Annotated in this window: 17 protein-coding genes; 7 read left to right on the top strand and 10 right to left on the bottom strand. The window is 71.7% G+C overall.

Going from position 1 to position 17,573, the window contains the following annotated elements; all coding sequences use genetic code 11:
• Window positions 1-26: 26 nt before the first annotated feature.
• Window positions 27-1,265, top strand: coding sequence for a class I SAM-dependent methyltransferase (locus FRAEUI1C_RS00240; protein ID WP_013421258.1), 1,239 nt, complete (start codon window positions 27-29; stop codon window positions 1,263-1,265).
• On the opposite strand, the gene FRAEUI1C_RS00235 is transcribed toward FRAEUI1C_RS00240, so the two are convergent.
• The gene (locus tag FRAEUI1C_RS00235; RefSeq protein ID WP_013421257.1) at window positions 1,256-1,873 is read right to left on the bottom strand and encodes an HdeD family acid-resistance protein; all 618 of its coding nucleotides are present in this window, start codon (window positions 1,871-1,873) and stop codon (window positions 1,256-1,258) included. The genes FRAEUI1C_RS00240 and FRAEUI1C_RS00235 overlap by 10 nt on opposite strands.
• Before the next feature lie 195 nt (window positions 1,874-2,068).
• On the opposite strand from FRAEUI1C_RS00235, the gene FRAEUI1C_RS37075 reads away from it, so the two are divergent.
• Window positions 2,069-3,418: an OsmC family protein gene (locus tag FRAEUI1C_RS37075; protein ID WP_013421256.1), complete on the top strand. Its 1,350-nt coding sequence runs from the start codon at window positions 2,069-2,071 to the stop codon at window positions 3,416-3,418.
• A 2-nt stretch (window positions 3,419-3,420) separates the two neighbouring features.
• Complete coding sequence (locus FRAEUI1C_RS00225) at window positions 3,421-4,302, top strand: class I SAM-dependent methyltransferase (RefSeq protein ID WP_013421255.1); 882 nt, start codon at window positions 3,421-3,423, stop codon at window positions 4,300-4,302.
• A 52-nt stretch (window positions 4,303-4,354) separates the two neighbouring features.
• On the opposite strand, the gene FRAEUI1C_RS00220 is transcribed toward FRAEUI1C_RS00225, so the two are convergent.
• The 3 genes from FRAEUI1C_RS00220 to FRAEUI1C_RS00210 all read right to left on the bottom strand — a co-directional run bounded on the left by FRAEUI1C_RS00220 (window position 4,355) and on the right by FRAEUI1C_RS00210 (window position 7,242).
• On the bottom strand, window positions 4,355-5,023 hold the full coding sequence (locus tag FRAEUI1C_RS00220) for an alpha/beta fold hydrolase (RefSeq protein ID WP_013421254.1): 669 nt from the start codon (window positions 5,021-5,023) through the stop codon (window positions 4,355-4,357).
• Between the two features lie 96 nt (window positions 5,024-5,119).
• Window positions 5,120-5,893, bottom strand: coding sequence for a hypothetical protein (locus FRAEUI1C_RS00215; protein WP_157734758.1), 774 nt, complete (start codon window positions 5,891-5,893; stop codon window positions 5,120-5,122).
• 254 nt (window positions 5,894-6,147) lie between these two features.
• Window positions 6,148-7,242: an ROK family protein gene (locus FRAEUI1C_RS00210; RefSeq protein WP_013421252.1), complete on the bottom strand. Its 1,095-nt coding sequence runs from the start codon at window positions 7,240-7,242 to the stop codon at window positions 6,148-6,150.
• 240 nt (window positions 7,243-7,482) lie between these two features.
• On the opposite strand from FRAEUI1C_RS00210, the gene FRAEUI1C_RS00205 reads away from it, so the two are divergent.
• The gene (locus tag FRAEUI1C_RS00205) at window positions 7,483-8,049 is read left to right on the top strand and encodes an NADPH-dependent FMN reductase (RefSeq protein WP_013421251.1); all 567 of its coding nucleotides are present in this window, start codon (window positions 7,483-7,485) and stop codon (window positions 8,047-8,049) included.
• 26 nt (window positions 8,050-8,075) lie between these two features.
• Here FRAEUI1C_RS00205 and FRAEUI1C_RS00200 read toward each other — a convergent pair whose 3' ends face one another.
• Window positions 8,076-9,113 (bottom strand): lipase family protein, encoded by a 1,038-nt coding sequence (locus FRAEUI1C_RS00200; protein WP_232425247.1) that lies wholly within the window; start codon window positions 9,111-9,113, stop codon window positions 8,076-8,078.
• Between the two features lie 522 nt (window positions 9,114-9,635).
• Window positions 9,636-9,974 (bottom strand): P-II family nitrogen regulator, encoded by a 339-nt coding sequence (locus tag FRAEUI1C_RS00195; protein ID WP_013421249.1) that lies wholly within the window; start codon window positions 9,972-9,974, stop codon window positions 9,636-9,638.
• Window positions 9,975-10,087: 113 nt separating this feature from the next.
• Between FRAEUI1C_RS00195 and FRAEUI1C_RS00190 the strand changes: the two genes are divergently transcribed.
• Together FRAEUI1C_RS00190 and FRAEUI1C_RS40040 are read left to right on the top strand one after the other, a co-directional pair.
• On the top strand, window positions 10,088-10,630 hold the full coding sequence (locus FRAEUI1C_RS00190; RefSeq protein WP_013421248.1) for a YbhB/YbcL family Raf kinase inhibitor-like protein: 543 nt from the start codon (window positions 10,088-10,090) through the stop codon (window positions 10,628-10,630).
• 132 nt (window positions 10,631-10,762) lie between these two features.
• The gene (locus tag FRAEUI1C_RS40040) at window positions 10,763-10,894 is read left to right on the top strand and encodes a DLW-39 family protein (protein WP_013421247.1); all 132 of its coding nucleotides are present in this window, start codon (window positions 10,763-10,765) and stop codon (window positions 10,892-10,894) included.
• A 68-nt stretch (window positions 10,895-10,962) separates the two neighbouring features.
• Here FRAEUI1C_RS40040 and FRAEUI1C_RS00185 read toward each other — a convergent pair whose 3' ends face one another.
• From FRAEUI1C_RS00185 to FRAEUI1C_RS00170, 4 genes are all read right to left on the bottom strand, one after another.
• Window positions 10,963-11,838, bottom strand: a complete 876-nt coding sequence (locus FRAEUI1C_RS00185) for an ABC transporter permease (RefSeq protein WP_013421246.1) — start codon at window positions 11,836-11,838, stop codon at window positions 10,963-10,965.
• Window positions 11,835-12,758, bottom strand: a complete 924-nt coding sequence (locus FRAEUI1C_RS00180; RefSeq protein WP_013421245.1) for an ABC transporter permease — start codon at window positions 12,756-12,758, stop codon at window positions 11,835-11,837. Before FRAEUI1C_RS00180 ends, FRAEUI1C_RS00185 begins: the two co-directional genes overlap by 4 nt.
• A 10-nt stretch (window positions 12,759-12,768) precedes the next feature.
• Entirely contained in the window at window positions 12,769-14,013 is a 1,245-nt protein-coding gene (locus FRAEUI1C_RS00175) for a polyamine ABC transporter substrate-binding protein (protein WP_013421244.1), read from the bottom strand.
• 121 nt (window positions 14,014-14,134) lie between these two features.
• Window positions 14,135-15,370: an ABC transporter ATP-binding protein gene (locus FRAEUI1C_RS00170; RefSeq protein ID WP_013421243.1), complete on the bottom strand. Its 1,236-nt coding sequence runs from the start codon at window positions 15,368-15,370 to the stop codon at window positions 14,135-14,137.
• Between the two features lie 1,040 nt (window positions 15,371-16,410).
• Between FRAEUI1C_RS00170 and FRAEUI1C_RS00165 the strand changes: the two genes are divergently transcribed.
• Window positions 16,411-17,253 carry a maleylpyruvate isomerase family mycothiol-dependent enzyme gene (locus tag FRAEUI1C_RS00165; RefSeq protein ID WP_013421242.1) on the top strand — a complete coding sequence of 281 codons (843 nt, stop codon included), beginning with the start codon at window positions 16,411-16,413 and terminating at the stop codon, window positions 17,251-17,253.
• The last annotated feature ends 320 nt before the right edge of the window (window positions 17,254-17,573 follow it).

Below are 17,573 nucleotides of genomic sequence, written 5' to 3'. Positions count from 1 at the left end.
GGCTTGGGACAGGAAGCGATCACCTTTTGCTCACGCCAGATCTCGACCTGCTCTGCGCTCCCGACACCGCCAGCGCCCTGACGGTGGTACCGGCACCGATGGCGCCCAGCCCGGAACTGTGGACGCTCGCCACGCGCCTCGCGCCGGCCCCACGGCGAGCCCCGGAATCCGTCGGTGCGGGCCCGGCGCGAGCAGCGCGTCCTGACCCGGCCCAGCACTGGCTCGGCACGGCGACCGGCATCCGCTACCCGGTCCTCGCCGGAATCCCGCTGCTGCTCTCCGATTACGCGCACGACGCTGCCGGCCCGCTCGGCGCGACGGCCGGCATTCCGCGCCGCGAGCTCGACCACTACTCGGCGGTGAGCCTGCGGCTCGCCGCCGATGTCGCGGACGACCCGACCCTGGCCGAGCTGCGCGCGCTGGCCACCGTGGCCGAACGGTCCGGCACCGTTCTGGACGAGACCTGGGTGGACGCGCCCTACGACGGGCCAGCCCAGCTGCGCTGCTACGAGTTCCTCCGGCCGCTGGTGCGCGGCGGGACCGCGGTCCAGATCGGTGGCAGCGGCACCCACGCGCTGAAGTTCCTGCTCGCCGGGGCCGCGCGCGCGGTCATCGTGTCGCCCGTCGTCGGCGAACTGCTGCTCGCCGACGCCTTCGCGCGAGCGCTGGGCCTGGCCGACCGGCTGCTCCCCGTCGCCGGAACCGGCGAGGGCCTCCCGTTGGCCGCCGGCAGCGTGGACGTCCTTTACTGCGGCGGGACGCTGCACCACCTGGACACCGCGCGCGCGGGGCGGCAGTTCGCCCGGGTGCTGACCGCCGCGGGCCGCTTCGCCGCGGCCGAGCCGTGGAAGGTGCCACTCCTGCACACCGCCGGCACCAGGTTGCTGGGAAAGCGTGGGCCCGTGGACTGCCAGCCGATCGACGCCGCCCGGCTCGGCGCGCTGCGCGGCGGTTTCGCCGGCTGGGTCGACGACCGCAGGCACGGCGCGTTCACGCGCTATCCCGCGCTCGCGTTGGGAAAGGCCGGACTCCGGCTGCCCGCGCGGACGCTGCTGCGGGTCATGCTGCGGGAGGACGAGCTCGACCTGCCGGGCGCGGCCCTGGGCAGCAGCATTTCCCTGACCGGCTGCCAGGCGCCCAGCCCGCTGACCGCCGCGGCCGGCCTGCCTCACGCGCGGGCCACCGCCACACGGGCCGCGGACAGCACTGAGACCGCCGGCGACCTGCCGGCGGTCTCAGTCTCGGGCGAACGTGGTCAGCGGTAGCGCGGGGCTGCCTGGTCGGCTCGCCGAGCGGATCCGGGATACGGAGTGCTGTCCGTCCAGCCGCCGCCGAGGGCATCCCCGCCCGTGGCACCGCGGCGGCGCATCCGCACGCCCGTCGTCACGAGGTCGACGCCGTAGACCAGCAGGAACAGGCCGAACAGCAGGGTCACGCTGAGCACGCCGATGCTCGGGTGGGTGAAGACGACGATCCCGAACACGATGCTGGCCAGGCCGACCAGCACCATGCCGGTGCGCACGCCGCGCCGGGCGGGCATCGTGAACGCGGCACCGACCTCGACCACGCCGGTGACCACCGCCCAGACCCCCAGCCAGATGGTCAGCACGAACACGGTCATCGCGGGCCAGACGAGCGCCACCACACCGGCCGCGATGTCCAGCACCCCGAGGGCGATGCTGCCCGCGGCCGAGCCGGACCGGTCACTTGCGGTCGCACGGTGGAAATGGCCGATCGCGTCGCAGAACACGTAGATCGCAAACAGCACGATCAGCGCGCTCACGGTGACCCCAGGCCAGGCGATGGCGACAATTCCCAGCGCCACGGCAACAGCGCCGCGAAGCAGGAAGGAAGTGGATTCCGACCTGAGCATGTCCCATCACCTCCAGGTTGTTGCTCGGTCGCTACTAAGCGTGCCCACTTAGCCTGGACCGGACGCCTGGCACCTCCGGGTCAGGACGGTTGGCCCGGTCCGGAGCCATCCGGACCGGGGCGAAGCGCCAGGTCGTGCCCCGACCAGGAAAAAATCGGCTGAATAACGCGCGAGCGTTGGGACAGGATGGCGGGCATGGTCGCTCCAGCCGAGACCGCAGCCGTCCGTCCCACGCCGCCGACGCACAGCTACTCCGTCACCTGCGAGTGGTCGGGCTCGACCGGGGTCGGGTACGACCGGTACTCCCGGGCGCACGTCGGGCACGCACCCCCTGCGGCCACGGCGGTCCGGCTGTCCTCCGACCCCGCCTTCCGGGGCGACCCGTCGCTGCTCAACCCCGAGCAGCTGGTCGTGCTCGCGGCGGCGTCCTGCCAGCTGCTGGCCTTCCTGGCGATTGCCGCGCGGGCCCGGGTCGACGTCCGGGACTACCAGGACACCGGCTCCGCGGTGATGACCGAGGACGGCCGGGGCGGCGGCGCGATCACCGAGATCACCCTGCGGCCCCGGATCACCGTCGTCACCGACGCCACCGAGGAGAGGCTGCGCAGGCTCGCCCAGCTGGCCCACGAGCAGTGCTTCATCGCCGCGTCGCTGAACTGCCCGGTCAACGTCTCCCCGACGTTCGAGATCCTCACCCCGTACGCGTTCCGGGACACCGACACGGCGGCCCGCCGGCTCGCGCTGGTCTCCGACGTCTTCGATCCCGGCTCCCGTGCCTTCATCCACGACCGGGTCCGTGCCGCCGGCCTGTCCGACGTCCGGCTCGCGGTCGATCTCGGCTGCGGGCCGGGCCACACCACCCGGCTGCTGGCCGCCGCGACCGGCGCGGCCCGCACCGTCGGGCTGGACGCGTCCACGGCGTTCGTCGCCACCGCCGTCGGCACCGAGCCGGTGTCCGCACAAGGCGGTGGCCTGAGCGCCGACGGCGCCACCGAGCTGGCCTTCCTGCGTCACGACGTCAGCCGGCTCCCGTTCCCGGCCCAGGCACGCAAGGCCGACGTCGTCTACGCCCGGCTGCTGCTGCCCCACCTCGTCGACGTCACGGACGCGATCGGCGGGTGGATCACCCAGGTCGCCCCGCACGGCCTGCTCCTGCTCGACGAGGTCGAGTCGATCGACACCGACCAGCCGGCACTCGCGGCCTACCTCGACCACGCCCGCCACCTGCTGGCCGCCCGCGGCACGACCCTGCACGCCGGGCGGCTGGTGAACACCGCCCTGCACGACCTCGCCGCGCACAGCCCGGGGACGTCCTTCGAGGTCGAGTACAACGCCACCGAGCCGGTCCGCCCGCCGGTCCCGGCCGCGGCGGAGATGTTCGGCCTCAACCTGGCCGTCTGGCGCGACGACCCCCTCTACCGCGACCGCCAGCCCGAGCTCGACCGGCTGGCCGCCGACCTCGCGGCCCTCGCCGCCGGCCCGGAGCACGACGGTCACATCACCTGGACGATGCGCCGCGTGGCCGTCCGCCGCCTGGCCGGCTAGAGATGCGGGCCGAGGGCGGAAGCCGGACGGCGGTACTGACCTGTCAGGGACGGGCCGTCGCCGACGGGAGCAGCGCCGCCGGGCGGTTCGCCGACGCCGTCGCGGCCGACCTGCTGCGCCCCGACGAGCGGCTCGTCGTCGAGCAGGTGCGGGCCGGGACACCACCCAAGGGCGTGGCGGCGCGGATGGCCTACGAGTCGGCGAAGGCCTGCGCCTCGGTGATGGTGCCGCGCACGATCGCGGCCGACGACGCCATCAGGGACCGGCCCGGTGGCGTGGCGTCGCAGCTGGTCCTGCTGGGCGCCGGGCTGGACGCCAGAGCCTGGCGGATGCCCGAGCTCGCCGGCACAGACGTCTTCGAGGTCGACCATCCGGCGTCCCAGCGGGACAAGCGCGACCGGCTCGCCGGCCGGCCATCCCTCGCCCGCTCGCTGACGTTCGTCCCGGTGGACTTCTCCAGGGACAAGCTCGCCGAGGCGCTCGCGGCCGCCGGTTTCCAGACCTCGGAGCCGACGACCTGGGTCTGGGAGGGCGTCGTCCCCTACCTGACCCCGGCCGAGGTCAGCGCGACGACGGCCGCCGCCGGCGAGCTCTCCGCCCCGGGCAGCCGACTGGTCGTGCTCTACCTGACCCCGAATGCCAGGGCATCCGTCGGCGTGCTGGTCGCCCGCACGATGAGCGCGCTCGCCCGCCAGCGCAGCGTCTGGGCCGACGAGCCCCGCCGGTCCGCCTGGACTCCGCCGAAGCTCGCGGCCCTGCTCGCCACGCATGGCTTCGCCGTGACACGCGACGAGTCCCTGCTCGCGATCTCCGAGCGCCTCGGCCTGCCGGGCACACGCGGCGCCTCCATCGCGCACGCCCACCTGGCCGTCGCCGACCGCTGACCGGCGGCCGCCGGCTCGCCCTGATCCGGGCGGGTGGCCGATGGCTGGCTGGCTACGCGCCGAGGAAGTCGAGGACGGCCGCCATGGCGCGCATGTTCGACTGCAGCGAGAAGTGGTCCGCCCGCTCGACGAGGACACCGGTGGCGTTCGGGAGCATGGCCGCGAGCGCCTCCGGGTCGCCGGCCTGATCCCGCTCGCCGGTGACGACGAGCACCTCGCAGGTGATCGCGGCCAGCTCGACGGCGGTCAGCGACTCGACCGGGCGGCGGGCGAACGCGGCCAGCGGGCCGAGGTCGTTGCCGGCGCTCTTGGCCAGACCCCGGAACAGGCGGGCCCGGACATCCGTCGGGTCGTCGTTGTCGATCGCGAACGGCGCCGCCTCGCGGATCTCCAGCACGGCCGGGCCGATCCCCATCAGGGCGAGCCGGTCGAACGACGCGATCCCGCGGGCCGCGATCTCCAGCAGGGTCCTGGCGCCGGCGGAGAAGCCCACCGCGTCGACGGGGCCCCGGTCGGCGAACGCGGCGGCGACGGTCGCCGCGACATCGGCGTAGTCCGCCGGGTCGGTCGAGCGTGCCGCCGTGCCGTGCCCGGGCAGGTCGACGGCGATCACCTCGCGGCCGGCCTCCCGCAGCATCTCGATCCAGCCGGCCGGCCCCCAGCCGTGCTCGCTGGAGGACGCAAACCCATGAACCAGGACGACAGGCGCCGAATCAGCCACCCGCGCACACTAACCGCCGGTGTTTCGGCCCGTCGAGTGACAGCCGGTGGTCGTGGGTCTCCGCCCACACGCAGCCACCTGCCCGCGTCGGTCAGGTCAGCGGTCGCGGAGGCGGTAGCGCGACCAGGGCAGCGGGTCATTCGTGCCCCGACGGGAGCGCGGCTGACTGGCCGGTGGTTCCTCCGGCTCCGCCTGGCGGGCGGTCGGGACCGTCGCGCTCGGCCGGGGCGGCCCGGCCGGGGCGAGCGCCGGCCGGGGGACGTCCTCGCCGCGCGGGACGGGTCCGCGCGCCGTCTGGTAGCCGATGGCGATCTCGGCACGGGCGAGCCAGTCGAGGTCCAGGCTGGGGGTGACGTCGACCAGCAACGCGTCGATCCGGTCGACCAGGACGTCGGCTTCCGGGCCGCGGCGCTGCCGGCGCGCGGCCATCGCCCAGCGGCTGGTGGCGCTCTCCAGGTCGTGACGCGGGCTGGTGTCGTGCAGGCCGCGCCGGACGATCCCGGCCAGCTCGTCGGACAGCCGGGTCGAGGGCGCCCGCTCCGCCAGGGCGACGAGCTCGGTGGCGAGAGCCAGCGCCCGCCCCCAGGAGAACAGGCCGCTGTGCTTGCTGGGCATCGCGGCGAGCTGGCTGATCCAGCTGGTGGTGACGCCGAGTGCGCGGGCTACCGCGCCGACCCCGCGGCGGGTGCCCTCCTCGGTCGTCTCGGGCAGCAGCTGGTGAACGGTCATCGCCTGCAGGCTGGCTCGGCTCTCGGACAGCTCGCGCAGCGCCCGCCAGCGCACGGTCGGCGGCGCCTCGGCCCAGACGTGGACCATCGCCGTCAGAAGCTCGTCAACCTGTCGGTCGACCTGGTCATCGCGCCGACTCACCGGGCAAACCGCCCTTCACCTCGCTTATTACCGGTGAACATCCGTCAAGTCACGGTAAACAACAGCGCACGGCGACTGAACCGTTACCTTTCGGACGTACGCCCGGTCCAACGGTCTTCGCGATAGATCGTCACCCACCAAGAAGACGCGCCCCACACCGGGTCCCGAGCCGACCACCCGTGCGCCGGGCCGCGCACCCAGCGCGACCGACGGAAGGTCGACCGCCCGAACGCGACCGGCGGCGCCGGTGACCGTCAGTGGCCGCTGGGCTGGATCGGCGCCGGGTAGCCGGAGGGCGGCTCAGCCGCCCAGGCGGCGGCGCCGACGGCGCCGGCGAACCCGTCCACCGCCGTGACGATGCGCGGCGTCTCCACCAGCACCGTGTACCGCGACATGACCTCGTCGAGGTGCGGGCGGAACGCCGGCAGCCCGGCCGCGACACCGCCGCCGACGACGATGACCTCCGGTGCGAGCGCGTTCGTGAGACCGGCCAGCGCGATGCCCAGGGCGTGCCCGGCGCGCGCGACCAGCCGGGCGCACGCGGGATCGACGGCCGCGAGCCGCACCACGTCGGCGGGCTCGACCGCCTCCGGCTGCCCGCCGACGGCTGCGGCGAGCGCCGGCGCGGCCCCGGTACGCACCAGGTCCGCGCCCATCTCGGCCAGTGCGCGGCCGCCGGCGATCGTCTCCAGGCAGCCGACCGAGCCACAGCCGCACTTGCGGCCGTCCACCGGCTCGATGGGCATGTGCCCGATCTCGCCGCCCCGGCGGGCCAGGCCCATCCGAAGCTGCCCGTCGGAGGCGATGGCGCCGCCGATGCCGGTCCCCAGGGTCACGAAGATCGCGTCAAGGGCCCCAGCCGCGGCACCGTGCCGCAACTGGCCGTAGGCGAACGCGCGCGCGTCGTTCGCGAGGTTCACCGGCCGGCCCGTGGCGTCGGCGAGCTCCGGGCCGACCGCGCGCGTCGACCACTCGCCCGCGATGTTCGGGACGACGAGCAGCCGGCCGGCGACCGGGTCGAGCGCGCCGGCGGCGGCCACCCCGATCGCGCGCGCCTCTGGCACCTGAGCGGCGACGTCCGCCAGGGCACGCAGCACGTCGTCCACGCCGCTGTGCGGGGTCGGGACCCGGCCCTTGCGGGTCACCTGGCCGTCGGTCAGCGTCACCCACTTGATCGAGGTGCCGCCGAGGTCGAGCCCGAGGACCGTGCCGGACCTGGGCTCCACCTCCTGAGGCCCGGTGCGGGCGTGCGGTTCCTGGGGCCACATGCGGGCCTGCGCTTCCTGGGGCCGGGTGCGGGCCTGCGCCTGCTGGGGCCGAGTGCGGGCCTGAGGGCCGCCCTGAGTCACCGCGCCATTCTCCGTTTCCGCTCTCGGGCCGAACAGCGTTCGGCCTGGTTGTCCTGCCGGCCGCCACCACGCGGGCCCACAGGTGCCGGGCAGCACCGCCCCGCCGAAGAGTAGGTCCAGACGGCAGGACTGTGGTCAACCCCATGACCGTGCCGGCCGTTCCCCGGCGACCCGGTCGCTAGCCTGAATTTCGTTGCGTGCGCAATCCTTTTTGCGCGTCAGAAGGCGGAGGCCCTCGTCATGCCGAAACTTGTGATCATCATTGCGAGTACCCGTCCCGGCCGGATCGGGCCCTCGATCGGGACGTGGGTCGCCGAGCAGGCGACGGCGCACGGTGCCTTTGACGTGGAGCTCGTCGACCTCGCCGAGGTCGACCTTCCGATGTTCAACGAGCCGAGGCACCCTCGGTTGGGCGACTACGCCCATGACCACACCAAAGAGTGGGCCGCGACCGTGGCCGCGGCGGACGCGTTCGTCTTCGTGATGCCTGAGTACAACCATTCGTTCACCGCGCCGTTGAAGAACGCGATCGACTTCCTGGCCGCGGAGTGGCGATACAAGCCGGTCGGTTTCGCCAGCTATGGCGGTATTGCCGCCGGTACCCGCGCGGTGCAGGCGATCAAGCCGGTGCTCACGGCGCTCGACCTGGTCCCGGTGACCCCGGCGATCGCCCTCGCCATGGTAGGTCAGAAGATCGGCTCGGACGGACAGCTCGTCGCCGACGCGGCGATGAACGCGGCCGCCAAGGTGATGCTCGACGAGATCGCCCGCTGGACCGCCGCGCTCGCCGGGCTGCGTACCGGCTGAGCCGATTCGGCCCGACGACGGCGCCCTCAGAGCGCCGGGCCGCAGATGCTGTGCATCGGGGCCGGATCGGCGCGGAACCGGTTCGCGATCCACGTGTACATGTCACGGGACGACGTGCTGAAGACGGTGCTGTGGCCGGCGACCGGGTAGCGGTGGTAGTCGACGGCGGTCCCGGCGGCACACAGGTCCCGCACGACCCCGTCGGTGATCGGCTGGCGGATGACGTTGTCGGCATCGCCCTGCAGCAGCAACAGCGGTGGCATGGCGCCGATCACCGCCTTCCGCTGCGCGGCGAACCTGGAGACGAACGGCTCGATGGTCAGCGGGTCGCGCAGAAACACCTGGGCGTCGGTGAGCCCGGTACTGGCCGTCACCAGGTCGACCGCGCACTTGTGCTGCAAGATCGACAGAAGTCGCTTTCCCTGCGTGGTCAGGTCAGCCGCCAGGTTCACCCCGGGATAGGCCACCGAGACGCCATAGGCCGCCATCAGGATGTAGGCGACCCCCGTGTCGTTCTCGTCGCGCAGGCTCGCCAGCGAGCGTGGCAGGTCCGCGAGTGGCGCCATGGCGACCACACCGCGCACCTTGAGCTCCGGCGCGTAGCCGTCGGTCATCACGCCTGCGGCGAGCGCGGCCTGCCCGCCCTGCGAGTAGCCCCAGATGATCACCTCGCTGCCCGCGTGCGCCGCCGGCAGCGCCCGCGCGGCCCGCACCACGTCGAGCAGGGCCTGGGCCGCTGGCGTGGCCACGTAGATCGCGTGGTCGCCAGGGGTGCCAAGGCCGATGTAGTCGGCGGCGGCGACGACGTAACCCTGCTGCACCAGCGAGAACGTATTGCCGACGGCGGTCAGCGGGGGCTGGGCCAGCGATGGCGCGCAGGCGTCCGCGACGCCCGTGGTGCCATGGCCGAAGGCGACCACCCGCCGGCCACCGGACGGCACCGCGCCGCCGTGCCCCGGTGCCGGGCTGAGCACCAGCCCGGAGGCCGCCACGTCGGCGCCATTCTGGTCCCGGGTGTGGTAGATCACCCGCCAGGCCGCGATGCCGGCCGGTGCGCCGGCCACCGGCGTCGCCGTGATCAGACTGCCGGGAGCGCCCGGAGGTAGCGATTGGGCCATCTGCCCGCCCGGCGCCGCGGACGAGCCGGCCGAGCAGCCGGCCAACGGCGCCGCCAGGGCCAGGGCCGCCACAAGGCAGGCAAGGAGGCGGCACGTCCGACCTCGGCCCGATGCGCCCAGGTTCGCCCGCCTCACCACGCTCCGAGCGTATTCACCCGGCTGGCGCCTCGATGTTTCACGTGGGTCACGCCGCAGGCCCGCGCCCGACCACCGTCTCCCCGGCGCGCCAGCGGTGGCCCGGTGTGCGGACCGTCCCGAGCCACAGTCCCCGGGCAACAAAAAGGCCCCGATCGACGTGCCAGTCGGCGACGAAGCGGGGCAATAAGGAGTCCCGGTGACGTACCCATCGATACGGGGGGATTCGAGGGGTACGTCGACCGGGACAAGCCATACGTTACAGGTTCGGCGTGGTCTTGTCGCCACTCCGAAGAACAACGGACAACATCGGGACGCTCAGCTGCTGGAACTTTAGATGGCGTCCATGCCTCGTTCACCGGTCCTAACCCTGGTCAGCGAGACGACCGGGGTGATCCAGATCTTCCCGGCCCCACTGGCCGTGCTTGCGGCCGAGCTGAGGATCACGTTCACGATGTCCTCGGCGTCCGCGTCGTCGACGACGACCTCCATCCGGACATTACTGACGGACTCGTCGTGGAAGCGCCGCCCCCGGTACGAACTGGTGCGCCACACTTCCATTCCGTAACCAGACGCCTGGCTAATTGTCATCCCATGGATACCGAACGTGGTCAGCGCGGCGCGCACGTCGGCCACCCGGTGCGGGCGGAGAATTGCGGTGACAAGCTTCACGACCAGGCCCCACTCATGCGCTCGGACTGCGGTATTTCGTCCCGCCAAAGCGTAGAGCCGACGGATGGCTGGGTCCTGCGCCCCACACCGGCTCTTCTGGAGGACCGACGAAAATGTCGCTGGCTGACCGCGCTCCGGCACCGGACCCGATCGACCTGCTCCCGCCCGCGCCGACCTTCGCCGTGACCAGCACGGACTTCGCCGACGGCGCGCCGCTGCCCCTGGCGCACGCGCACGGCAGCGCCGGCGGCGGCGACCTGTCGCCGCAGCTGTCCTGGTCGGGCTTCCCCAGTGAGACACAGTCGTTCGTGGTCACCTGCTTCGACCCGGACGCACCCACCGGCTCCGGGTTCTGGCACTGGGTGCTCGTCGACATCCCGGCGTCCGTGACCGAACTCGCGACCGGTGCCGCCTCCGGCGACCTGTCCGGCCTCCCGGCCGGCGCGTACCACGTCGCCTGCGACTGGGGAGCCAAGAGCTACGGCGGCGCCGCGCCGCCGGCCGGCGACCGCCCGCACCGGTACGTCTTCGTCGTGCACGCCGTCGACGTGCCGAAGCTGGAGATCAACGATGCCGTCGCTCCCGCGGTCGTCGGCTTCAATCTGGCGTTCCACACGCTGGCCAGGGCCGTCATCCGAGGCACCTACCAGCGCTGAGGCTCGTGCCACGATAGGCCAACCGGGATACGTTGACGGGATGAGTCGACGGCCGGCAGGCCGCAGGCTGGCTTCCCGGAATCCCGACGCCGAACACCCCGGCACCGGAACCCAGGCAAAGGAGGGCGTCCGATGATGCGCAGGCTTGCGTTGATCGCCGCGGTCGCCAGCGCCGCCGCATTGGCCGCCCGCTGGCGCAAGGATAAAAGCGGGCAGGTCGACCTGTGGCACGAGGCGACCTCCGCCGACCAGGGCGGCAACTAGGCACGCCGGGCCGGGATGAGTCCCCGTCAGGGGAGCCATCCCGGCCCAGGTCCGCCGGAGGGCGCGGCTCAGGCGGAGACGACGCCCAGGTCCTCCTCGGGCGCGCGGGCCTTCGCGCCGCGGCCGACGACGAAACCCCCGACGGCCAGCACGATGCCGCCGACGAAGATGATCGTCGCCATCACGTTGACCTGCGGCGGGACACCGTTCTTCGTCGCGCCCATGACCCACAGCGGGAACGTGAGCGTGCCGCCCGCGTTGAACGCCGTGATGATGTACTCGTCGATCGACAGCGAGAACGCCAGCATCGCGCCGGACAGGATGCCCGGCAGGATGATCGGTAGCGTCACCAGCCGGAACGTCGCCCAGGGGCCGGCGCCCAGGTCGCGGGCCGCCTCTTCGAGGCTCATGTCGAAACTGGCCAGCCGGGTGCTGACGACCACCGCGACATAAGCCAGGTTGAACATGACGTGCGCGATCAGGATTGTCAGGTACCCGCGCGGGATGTTCATCGTGATGAACAGCGAGAGCAGCGACGAGCCCAGCACCACCTCGGGCGCGGCGATGTTCGCGAAAAGCAGCAGGTTGACGCCGCCCTGGCCGCGGAACGAGTGTTTCCCGATCGCCATGCCGATCATCGTGCCGAAAGCCGTCGCGATCAAAGTCGACAGCACGCCGATCGTCAACGAGTTCACCAGGGAGCTGGTGAGGTCGGGGTAGGCCCCGAGCCGCCCCCACCACTTGAAGGTGAAGCCCTGCCAGTGGGTGTTCTGCCGGCTGTGCGTGTCGTTGAAGCTGAAGACGATCATGAAGATGATCGGTGCGACCAGCCACAGCAGGATCAGCCAGGTGTAGGCGTGCATCAGGTGCGCGCCCCAGCGGACGCGCGGACGCCGTCGCGCTGCCGGTGCCGGTGCGGTCGTCGCCACGGTGGGGGCGCTCATCGGGTCGCCATCTCGAAGACGTCCCGGGTGCCGAGAACCCGGGCGTAGATGAGGATGCCGACCAGCAGGATCACCATCAGGATGAACGACAGCGCCGACGCGAGCGGATAGTCCGCGTTCGTCAGGAACGCCGTCTGGATGATGTTCCCGATCATGGTGTTGTGCGTGCCCCCGAGAATCGACGCGTTGACGTAGTCCGAGGTCGCCGGGACGAACGTGAGCAGCACGCCGGCGAACACGCCCGGCATGGACAGCGGCAGCACCACCCGGCCGAACACGCCGGCCTTGTTGGCGTACAGGTCACCCGCCGCCTCGAGCAGCCGCGGGTCCATCCGCTCCAGGGCCACGTAGATCGGCAGCAGCATGAACGGGAACGAGTTGTACGTCAGGCCGCCGATCACCGCCGCCGAGGTCGCCATGACCCGGAAGCCGTCCGGCAGGAGCCCGATGTGCTTGAGGTTCCCCAGGATGACGCCGTCGTCGGCGAGCAGGAACTCCCACGAGACAGTCCGGATGATGAACGACACGAGGAACGGCAGCAGGACCAGGAAAAGGTAGGTCGCGCGGCGCTTCCCGCCGTGGAAGGCGATCCAGTACGCCATCGGGTACGCCAGCACGATCGACAGCAGCGTGCAGGCGCCGCCGTAGATGAACGACCGGATCAGCTGCGTCGAGTACTCGCTGATCGCGTGCGGGTAGATCCCGAAATTGAAGGTCTGGGCGAAGCCGTCGGTCACGTTCCCGGTCTGCAGCGAGACCGACAGCATGACCAGCATCGGGACGACGAAGAAGATCGCGAGGTAGAGCCCGCCCGGGGTGGACAGCAGGTAGGGGGTCCACGGCGAGCGCCAGTGCTTCGGCTTCTTCCCGTGGCCGCCCGCCGCCCCGGTCTCCGGGGCGGCGGCCACAGTCTCGGTCATGATTCGGCGATCACGACTGGACGATGGGCTGGAAGATGCTGTTCCAGGTCTTCTCCTCGGCCGCGGTGAGGTCCCGGTACCGGTAGGTCTTCTTCAGGTCGTCCGCGGTCGGGAAGATCAGCGGCGATCCGGAAAGCGCCGGGTCGACCAGCGACTTCGCGCCCGGAACCGGGGTGATGTAGTTGATGTAGTCGGTCAGCATCGCCGCGACGTCCGGCTTGTACACGTAGTCCATGTAGGTGATCGCGTCGACCGGGTGGGCGGCGGTGATCGGGATGCACATGTTGTCGGTCCAGAAGAGGCCACCCTCCTTCGGGACGACGAACTTGAGGTTCTTGCCGCCGGCCTGCTGCTGGTAGACGTCGCCGGACCAGGCCATCGACAGCCACAGGTCGCCGGAGGCGAGCGCGTCGATGTAGCCCTGGTCGTAGTACTTGCGGACGATGCCGTCGTCGCGCTGCTTCGTCAGCTTCGCGGCGGCGTTCTTCCAGTCAGCCTCGGTCGATGTCTCCGGCTTGATGCCCATGCCGACCATGCAGAAGTTCGGCAGGTCCTCGTTGTCGCCGAACATGCCGACGTGGCCCTTGAAGGCGGGGTCGAACAGGTCCTCGTAGCTCGTGATCTCGCGCCCGGTCTTCTCGGGGTCGTACCCGATCCCCACCAGGCCGGACTGCCACGCGACGGTGTACTTGTTTCCCTTGTCGTAGGAAGGGTTCTTCACCGACGGGTCGGCGTTCTTGGCGAAGGTAGGCAGCTTCGTCTGGTCCAGCGGGGCGAGGAAGCCCAGCTCGATGAACTTGTCCAGGTAGACGCCGTTGGTGATGACGATCAGGTCAGCGCTGATCGACTGGTGCGCCGCGAGCTGCGGCTGCACCTTCGCGAAGTACTCGCCGTTGTCCTGGATCGACTCCCGGTAGTTGACGTGGATACCGGTGTCCTTTTCGAACTGGACCAGCGACGGGTGCTTTCCGGCGTCGTCCGTGTCCATGTAGAGCGGCCAGTTGGCGAAGTCGAGCGTGCCAGCCTTCTTCTTGTCGCTCCAGAACGTGGCGACGTCGTCGGCGGTCGCCGGCGCCTTCTTCTCCCCCTTGACGCCGCAGGCGGCGAGGAACGCCGCGAGGCCGGCGGCGCCGCCTGCCTGCAGGAACTGCCGGCGGCCGAGGCGGGGCTGGGTGAGGCCGCGCAGGAGCGCCGGGTCGACGGCGGGAGGCGGCGACTGGGCGCCGGGACGGTCCGTGCTGTCGTGCGTCGTCACGTGGGAGGTCCTCCGCGAGGTGCTGTCAGCTGAACGCGCTTCTTGTCAGGGATCTGTTGGGTCGGTGCCGGCCGGGTCGGCCCAGGGCCGGCCAGGATGTTCTTCGGGCCCGCGGCCACCGTCAGGCGGCGGCGGGGGTGGAGCTGCCCGCGCCAGGCGCGAGGGCGAACGAGTGGTCCTCCCGCCAGGAGAGCCAGACCTCGTCCCCACGGCGCGCGATGTCGGCGGAGTCAGAGCTGTTCTGCCAGAAGACCGTGATCTCGTCGCCGCCCGGGGTGAACACCGTGTAGGTGGTGTTGGTCCCCAGGTAGACGACCTCGGTGACCCGCCCGCGCAGCAGGCACACGTCGCCGTCCGGCCGCTCGACCGTCATGCCGATCTTCTCCGGACGCACGGTCAGCTCGACCACGGAGCCCGTCGTCACCGACCCCAGGTCGTCATGCAGGGGCACCATCAACTGCTCGTCGATCCCCGCGTCCAGGATCGCGACCGGACCGGTCCCGTCGGTGGTCACCGTCTTGACCGTCCGGCGCAGCACGTTGGACGTGCCGATGAAGCCCGCGACGAACCGCGTACGCGGTCGCTCGTAGAGGTCGCGCGGGGCGGCCAGCTGCTCGATGCGGCCCTTGTTCATGACCGCGATGCGGTCCGACATGGTGAGCGCCTCGCTCTGGTCGTGCGTCACGTAGACGAACGTGATCCCGACCTCGCGCTGGATGCGCTTGAGCTCGATCTGCATGGTCTCGCGCAGCTTCAGGTCGAGCGCGCCGAGCGGCTCGTCGAGCAGCAGTGCCCTCGGCTCGTTCACCAGTGCCCGGGCCAGCGCGACCCGCTGCTGCTGGCCGCCGGAGAGCTCCTTGGGCTTGCGGTCGGCCAGCGCGCCGAGCTCGACCAGCTCGAGCATGTTGGTCACCCGGTCGCGCATCGCCTGGCCGCGGATGCCCTTGCGCTTCAGGCCGAAGGCGACGTTGCCCGCGACGTCGAGGTGTGGGAAGAGCGCGTAGCTCTGGAAGACCAGGTTGACGTCCCGCCGGTTCGGCGGGGTCGCGGTCACGTCGCTGCCGTGCAGCAGGATCTGGCCGCGGCTCGGCTCCTCGAAGCCACCGATCATGCGCAGCGTCGTCGTCTTGCCGCAGCCCGACGGGCCCAGCAACGAGAAGAACTCGCCCTCGGCGATCTGGAGGTCGACGGTCTCCACGGCCGTCACGGCGCCGCGCCGCGAGGCGTAGTCCTTCGCGACGCCGATCAGCTCGATGGCTGGCGCCGCCGCACCCGTTCCACCGGTGGGCACCGTCGGCGTACTGACCGCCGGCACCGACGTCGACACCCCGTCCGCGGTCACCGCCAAGACCCGCACCTGCCTTCCCATGTTTCGTGACAGATCCAGGGCAATCCGTAGAAGTCATGCCCCGATGCCGAGTCAGACTGCCAGCGGCATGTGCCCTGGACAAGGGATCCGACGTAAAGGTTCGATTTCCCAGCCGAATCAGAGCCAGGACGGCCTGCCCGCTAGGGAATCCACTCACGAGGCGGGGTCATCGACACTGATGCGATGGCGTAGGCCACCGAACCGCCGCCCGCGGATGGGAAGCGTCCGTGCACGGACGGAGACCCTCCACGCGGGTCAGCCGCGCAACGCTGACCCAATGGTGGTCAGCCTACGGTCGATGCTCGGTCACTCGGCCCGCCGGACAGAGCGGTGAGGTCAGGACCATCCGGGGGCAGCACCGCCCCTGAATGGTCACCGTCTGCATACGGACGACTCGCACCTCCCAGCCGCGTGCCCCCGGTGGTCCCCGTCGCGACGGGGGCCGCCACCCCTCGTGGACGGCCCCGAGCCGCCGAAGCCGCTGACCCCCACAAGGTCATCGTTAGATCGTTCACCGCTTTCCACCGGTGGGCTGGGTCCCACCGACACGCCGGCTGCCCCTCAAGGCGACGGGTCCCACTGAGGGCACGGGTTCCATCGAGGGCACGGGTTCCATCGAAGAGCCGGCCGCCTTCGAGTGACGGGTCCCACGGGTGGGACCCGTGTCATCCGTGCACGACGCTCGGCCCGCTTCCTGCCTACCGCTTTCTCGCTTCCGCTTCCCGACAGGCGACAGGCGACAGGCGACAGGCGACAGGCGACAGGCGATGCTGGCTCGGCCCAGCTCCGCGCCCGACCCGAATCCGGTTCCAGCCCAGGTCCGGCCCCAGGCCTCCATTCCAGGCCCCGGGAACTCCAGGCCCGGGGCTCCGGAGACGCTGCCCCTTCTAACTGGCTGCGATCGTCACTGCGCTACCCACGGGTGGGCACCGTCTCTCGCGGCCGGTCACCGGCCAGACCATCCATGGGCAGCGTGCCCACGGCGTGGTCGGCTGGCGGGCGGGCACGCGGTGGCGCATCGTGGACGGATGGCGACCGAGACGCGCGCCGGGGTCCGGGAGTCAGGCCTGCCTCCGTCCGCACGGGCGACGCACACCACGCCCGCCGGCGCCGGCTACCTTCCCTCCCCGGTTCCGCACGACCTGCTGGCCGGGGTGTCGGCATCGCATCGGCGACTGCTCGCCCTCGCCGCGGCGCTGGACGACGCGACCGTCGCCCGACCCTCCCTGCTGCCGGGCTGGACCGTGGGGCACCTCCTGCGCCATCTCACCGTCGGTGCCCGCGGCCACACGAGCCTCGTCCAGGCGGCCTGTGCCGGTGCCGCCCCGATAGCGCTGAACAGCAGCGACCCGGCGGCGGACGACCCGACCGCCCACCCGGGCACCGATTCCGCCGAGCGCCTCCGCGACGACCTGGCCGCCGCCATCGCCGGGCTGGAACGCGCCTGGGACGCGACCCATGTCGAGGTCTGGCGCACCGGTCTTGGGATGTGCCGGCTGGAGCCGGCGGCCGGCTCGCGCCTCGACGGCCCGGTGACCCTGGCGGACCTGGTGTTCCTGCGCTGGCGCGAGGTCGAGATCCACGGTGTGGACCTCGGGCTCGCCGACCGCGGCGGCCCCGGCTGGGCCGACCTGCCCGCTCCCTACGTGGACGCCGAATGGGACTGGACGACCGCCCGGCTGCCGGAACGGTTGCCACCCGGGGTCAGCGTCGTGCTCGCTCCGGGCGATCGGTCGTCGCGCGCGTTCGGCGCCGGCCCGCGGCCGGCCGTCGTGCGGACCTCCACCGCCGAGACGCTGCGTTGGCTGCTCGGACGCCTTCCCCGCCCGGCGGCCCCCAGCGGCTGGCCGGACCTGTGCTCCTGGGAATGACGGTGCCCCCACCAGGGACGGGCTCCCACGCTGTCCGCCGATGGGCAGCGTCACCTGATGGGCAACGTCGCGTGATGGGCAGCGCCTCACCTGATGGGCAGCGTCACGGCTCGGCGCCGGCCGCGCTCTCGGCCTGGCGAGCGTAGGTAGGGAACGCTGCCCACCAGCGGTCCTGGTGATCGTCAGACCTGGGCCGAAGCGGTAGCCCGGCCGCGCACGCTGCGCCTTGATGGGATCCGTCCGGCCTCACTGCCCACTAGTTGGGCAGCGTCTGAACGCCCGGCACCGGCCCGGTTACGACGTTGGTGCCGTGGCGGTGC

It is taken from the genome of Pseudofrankia inefficax (assembly GCF_000166135.1).
GTDB classification, from domain to species: Bacteria; Actinomycetota; Actinomycetes; order Frankiales; family Frankiaceae; genus Pseudofrankia; species Pseudofrankia inefficax.
Note: the sequence above shows the minus strand (reverse complement) of the source record. Positions and strands in the feature narration are given on the sequence as shown.

What these genes read in the sequence shown, in the direction of transcription:
- FRAEUI1C_RS00235 (WP_013421257.1), bottom strand. Translation starts at nt 1,873, where the DNA reads ATGCTCAGGTCGGAATCCACTTCCTTCCTGCTTCGCGGCGCTGTTGCC.
- FRAEUI1C_RS37075 (WP_013421256.1), top strand. Translation starts at nt 2,069, where the DNA reads ATGGTCGCTCCAGCCGAGACCGCAGCCGTCCGTCCCACGCCGCCGACG.
- FRAEUI1C_RS00225 (WP_013421255.1), top strand. Translation starts at nt 3,421, where the DNA reads ATGCGGGCCGAGGGCGGAAGCCGGACGGCGGTACTGACCTGTCAGGGA.
- FRAEUI1C_RS00205 (WP_013421251.1), top strand. Translation starts at nt 7,483, where the DNA reads ATGCCGAAACTTGTGATCATCATTGCGAGTACCCGTCCCGGCCGGATC.
- FRAEUI1C_RS00190 (WP_013421248.1), top strand. Translation starts at nt 10,088, where the DNA reads ATGTCGCTGGCTGACCGCGCTCCGGCACCGGACCCGATCGACCTGCTC.
- FRAEUI1C_RS40040 (WP_013421247.1), top strand. Translation starts at nt 10,763, where the DNA reads ATGATGCGCAGGCTTGCGTTGATCGCCGCGGTCGCCAGCGCCGCCGCA.
- FRAEUI1C_RS00185 (WP_013421246.1), bottom strand. Translation starts at nt 11,838, where the DNA reads ATGAGCGCCCCCACCGTGGCGACGACCGCACCGGCACCGGCAGCGCGA.
- FRAEUI1C_RS00180 (WP_013421245.1), bottom strand. Translation starts at nt 12,758, where the DNA reads ATGACCGAGACTGTGGCCGCCGCCCCGGAGACCGGGGCGGCGGGCGGC.
- FRAEUI1C_RS00165 (WP_013421242.1), top strand. Translation starts at nt 16,411, where the DNA reads ATGGCGACCGAGACGCGCGCCGGGGTCCGGGAGTCAGGCCTGCCTCCG.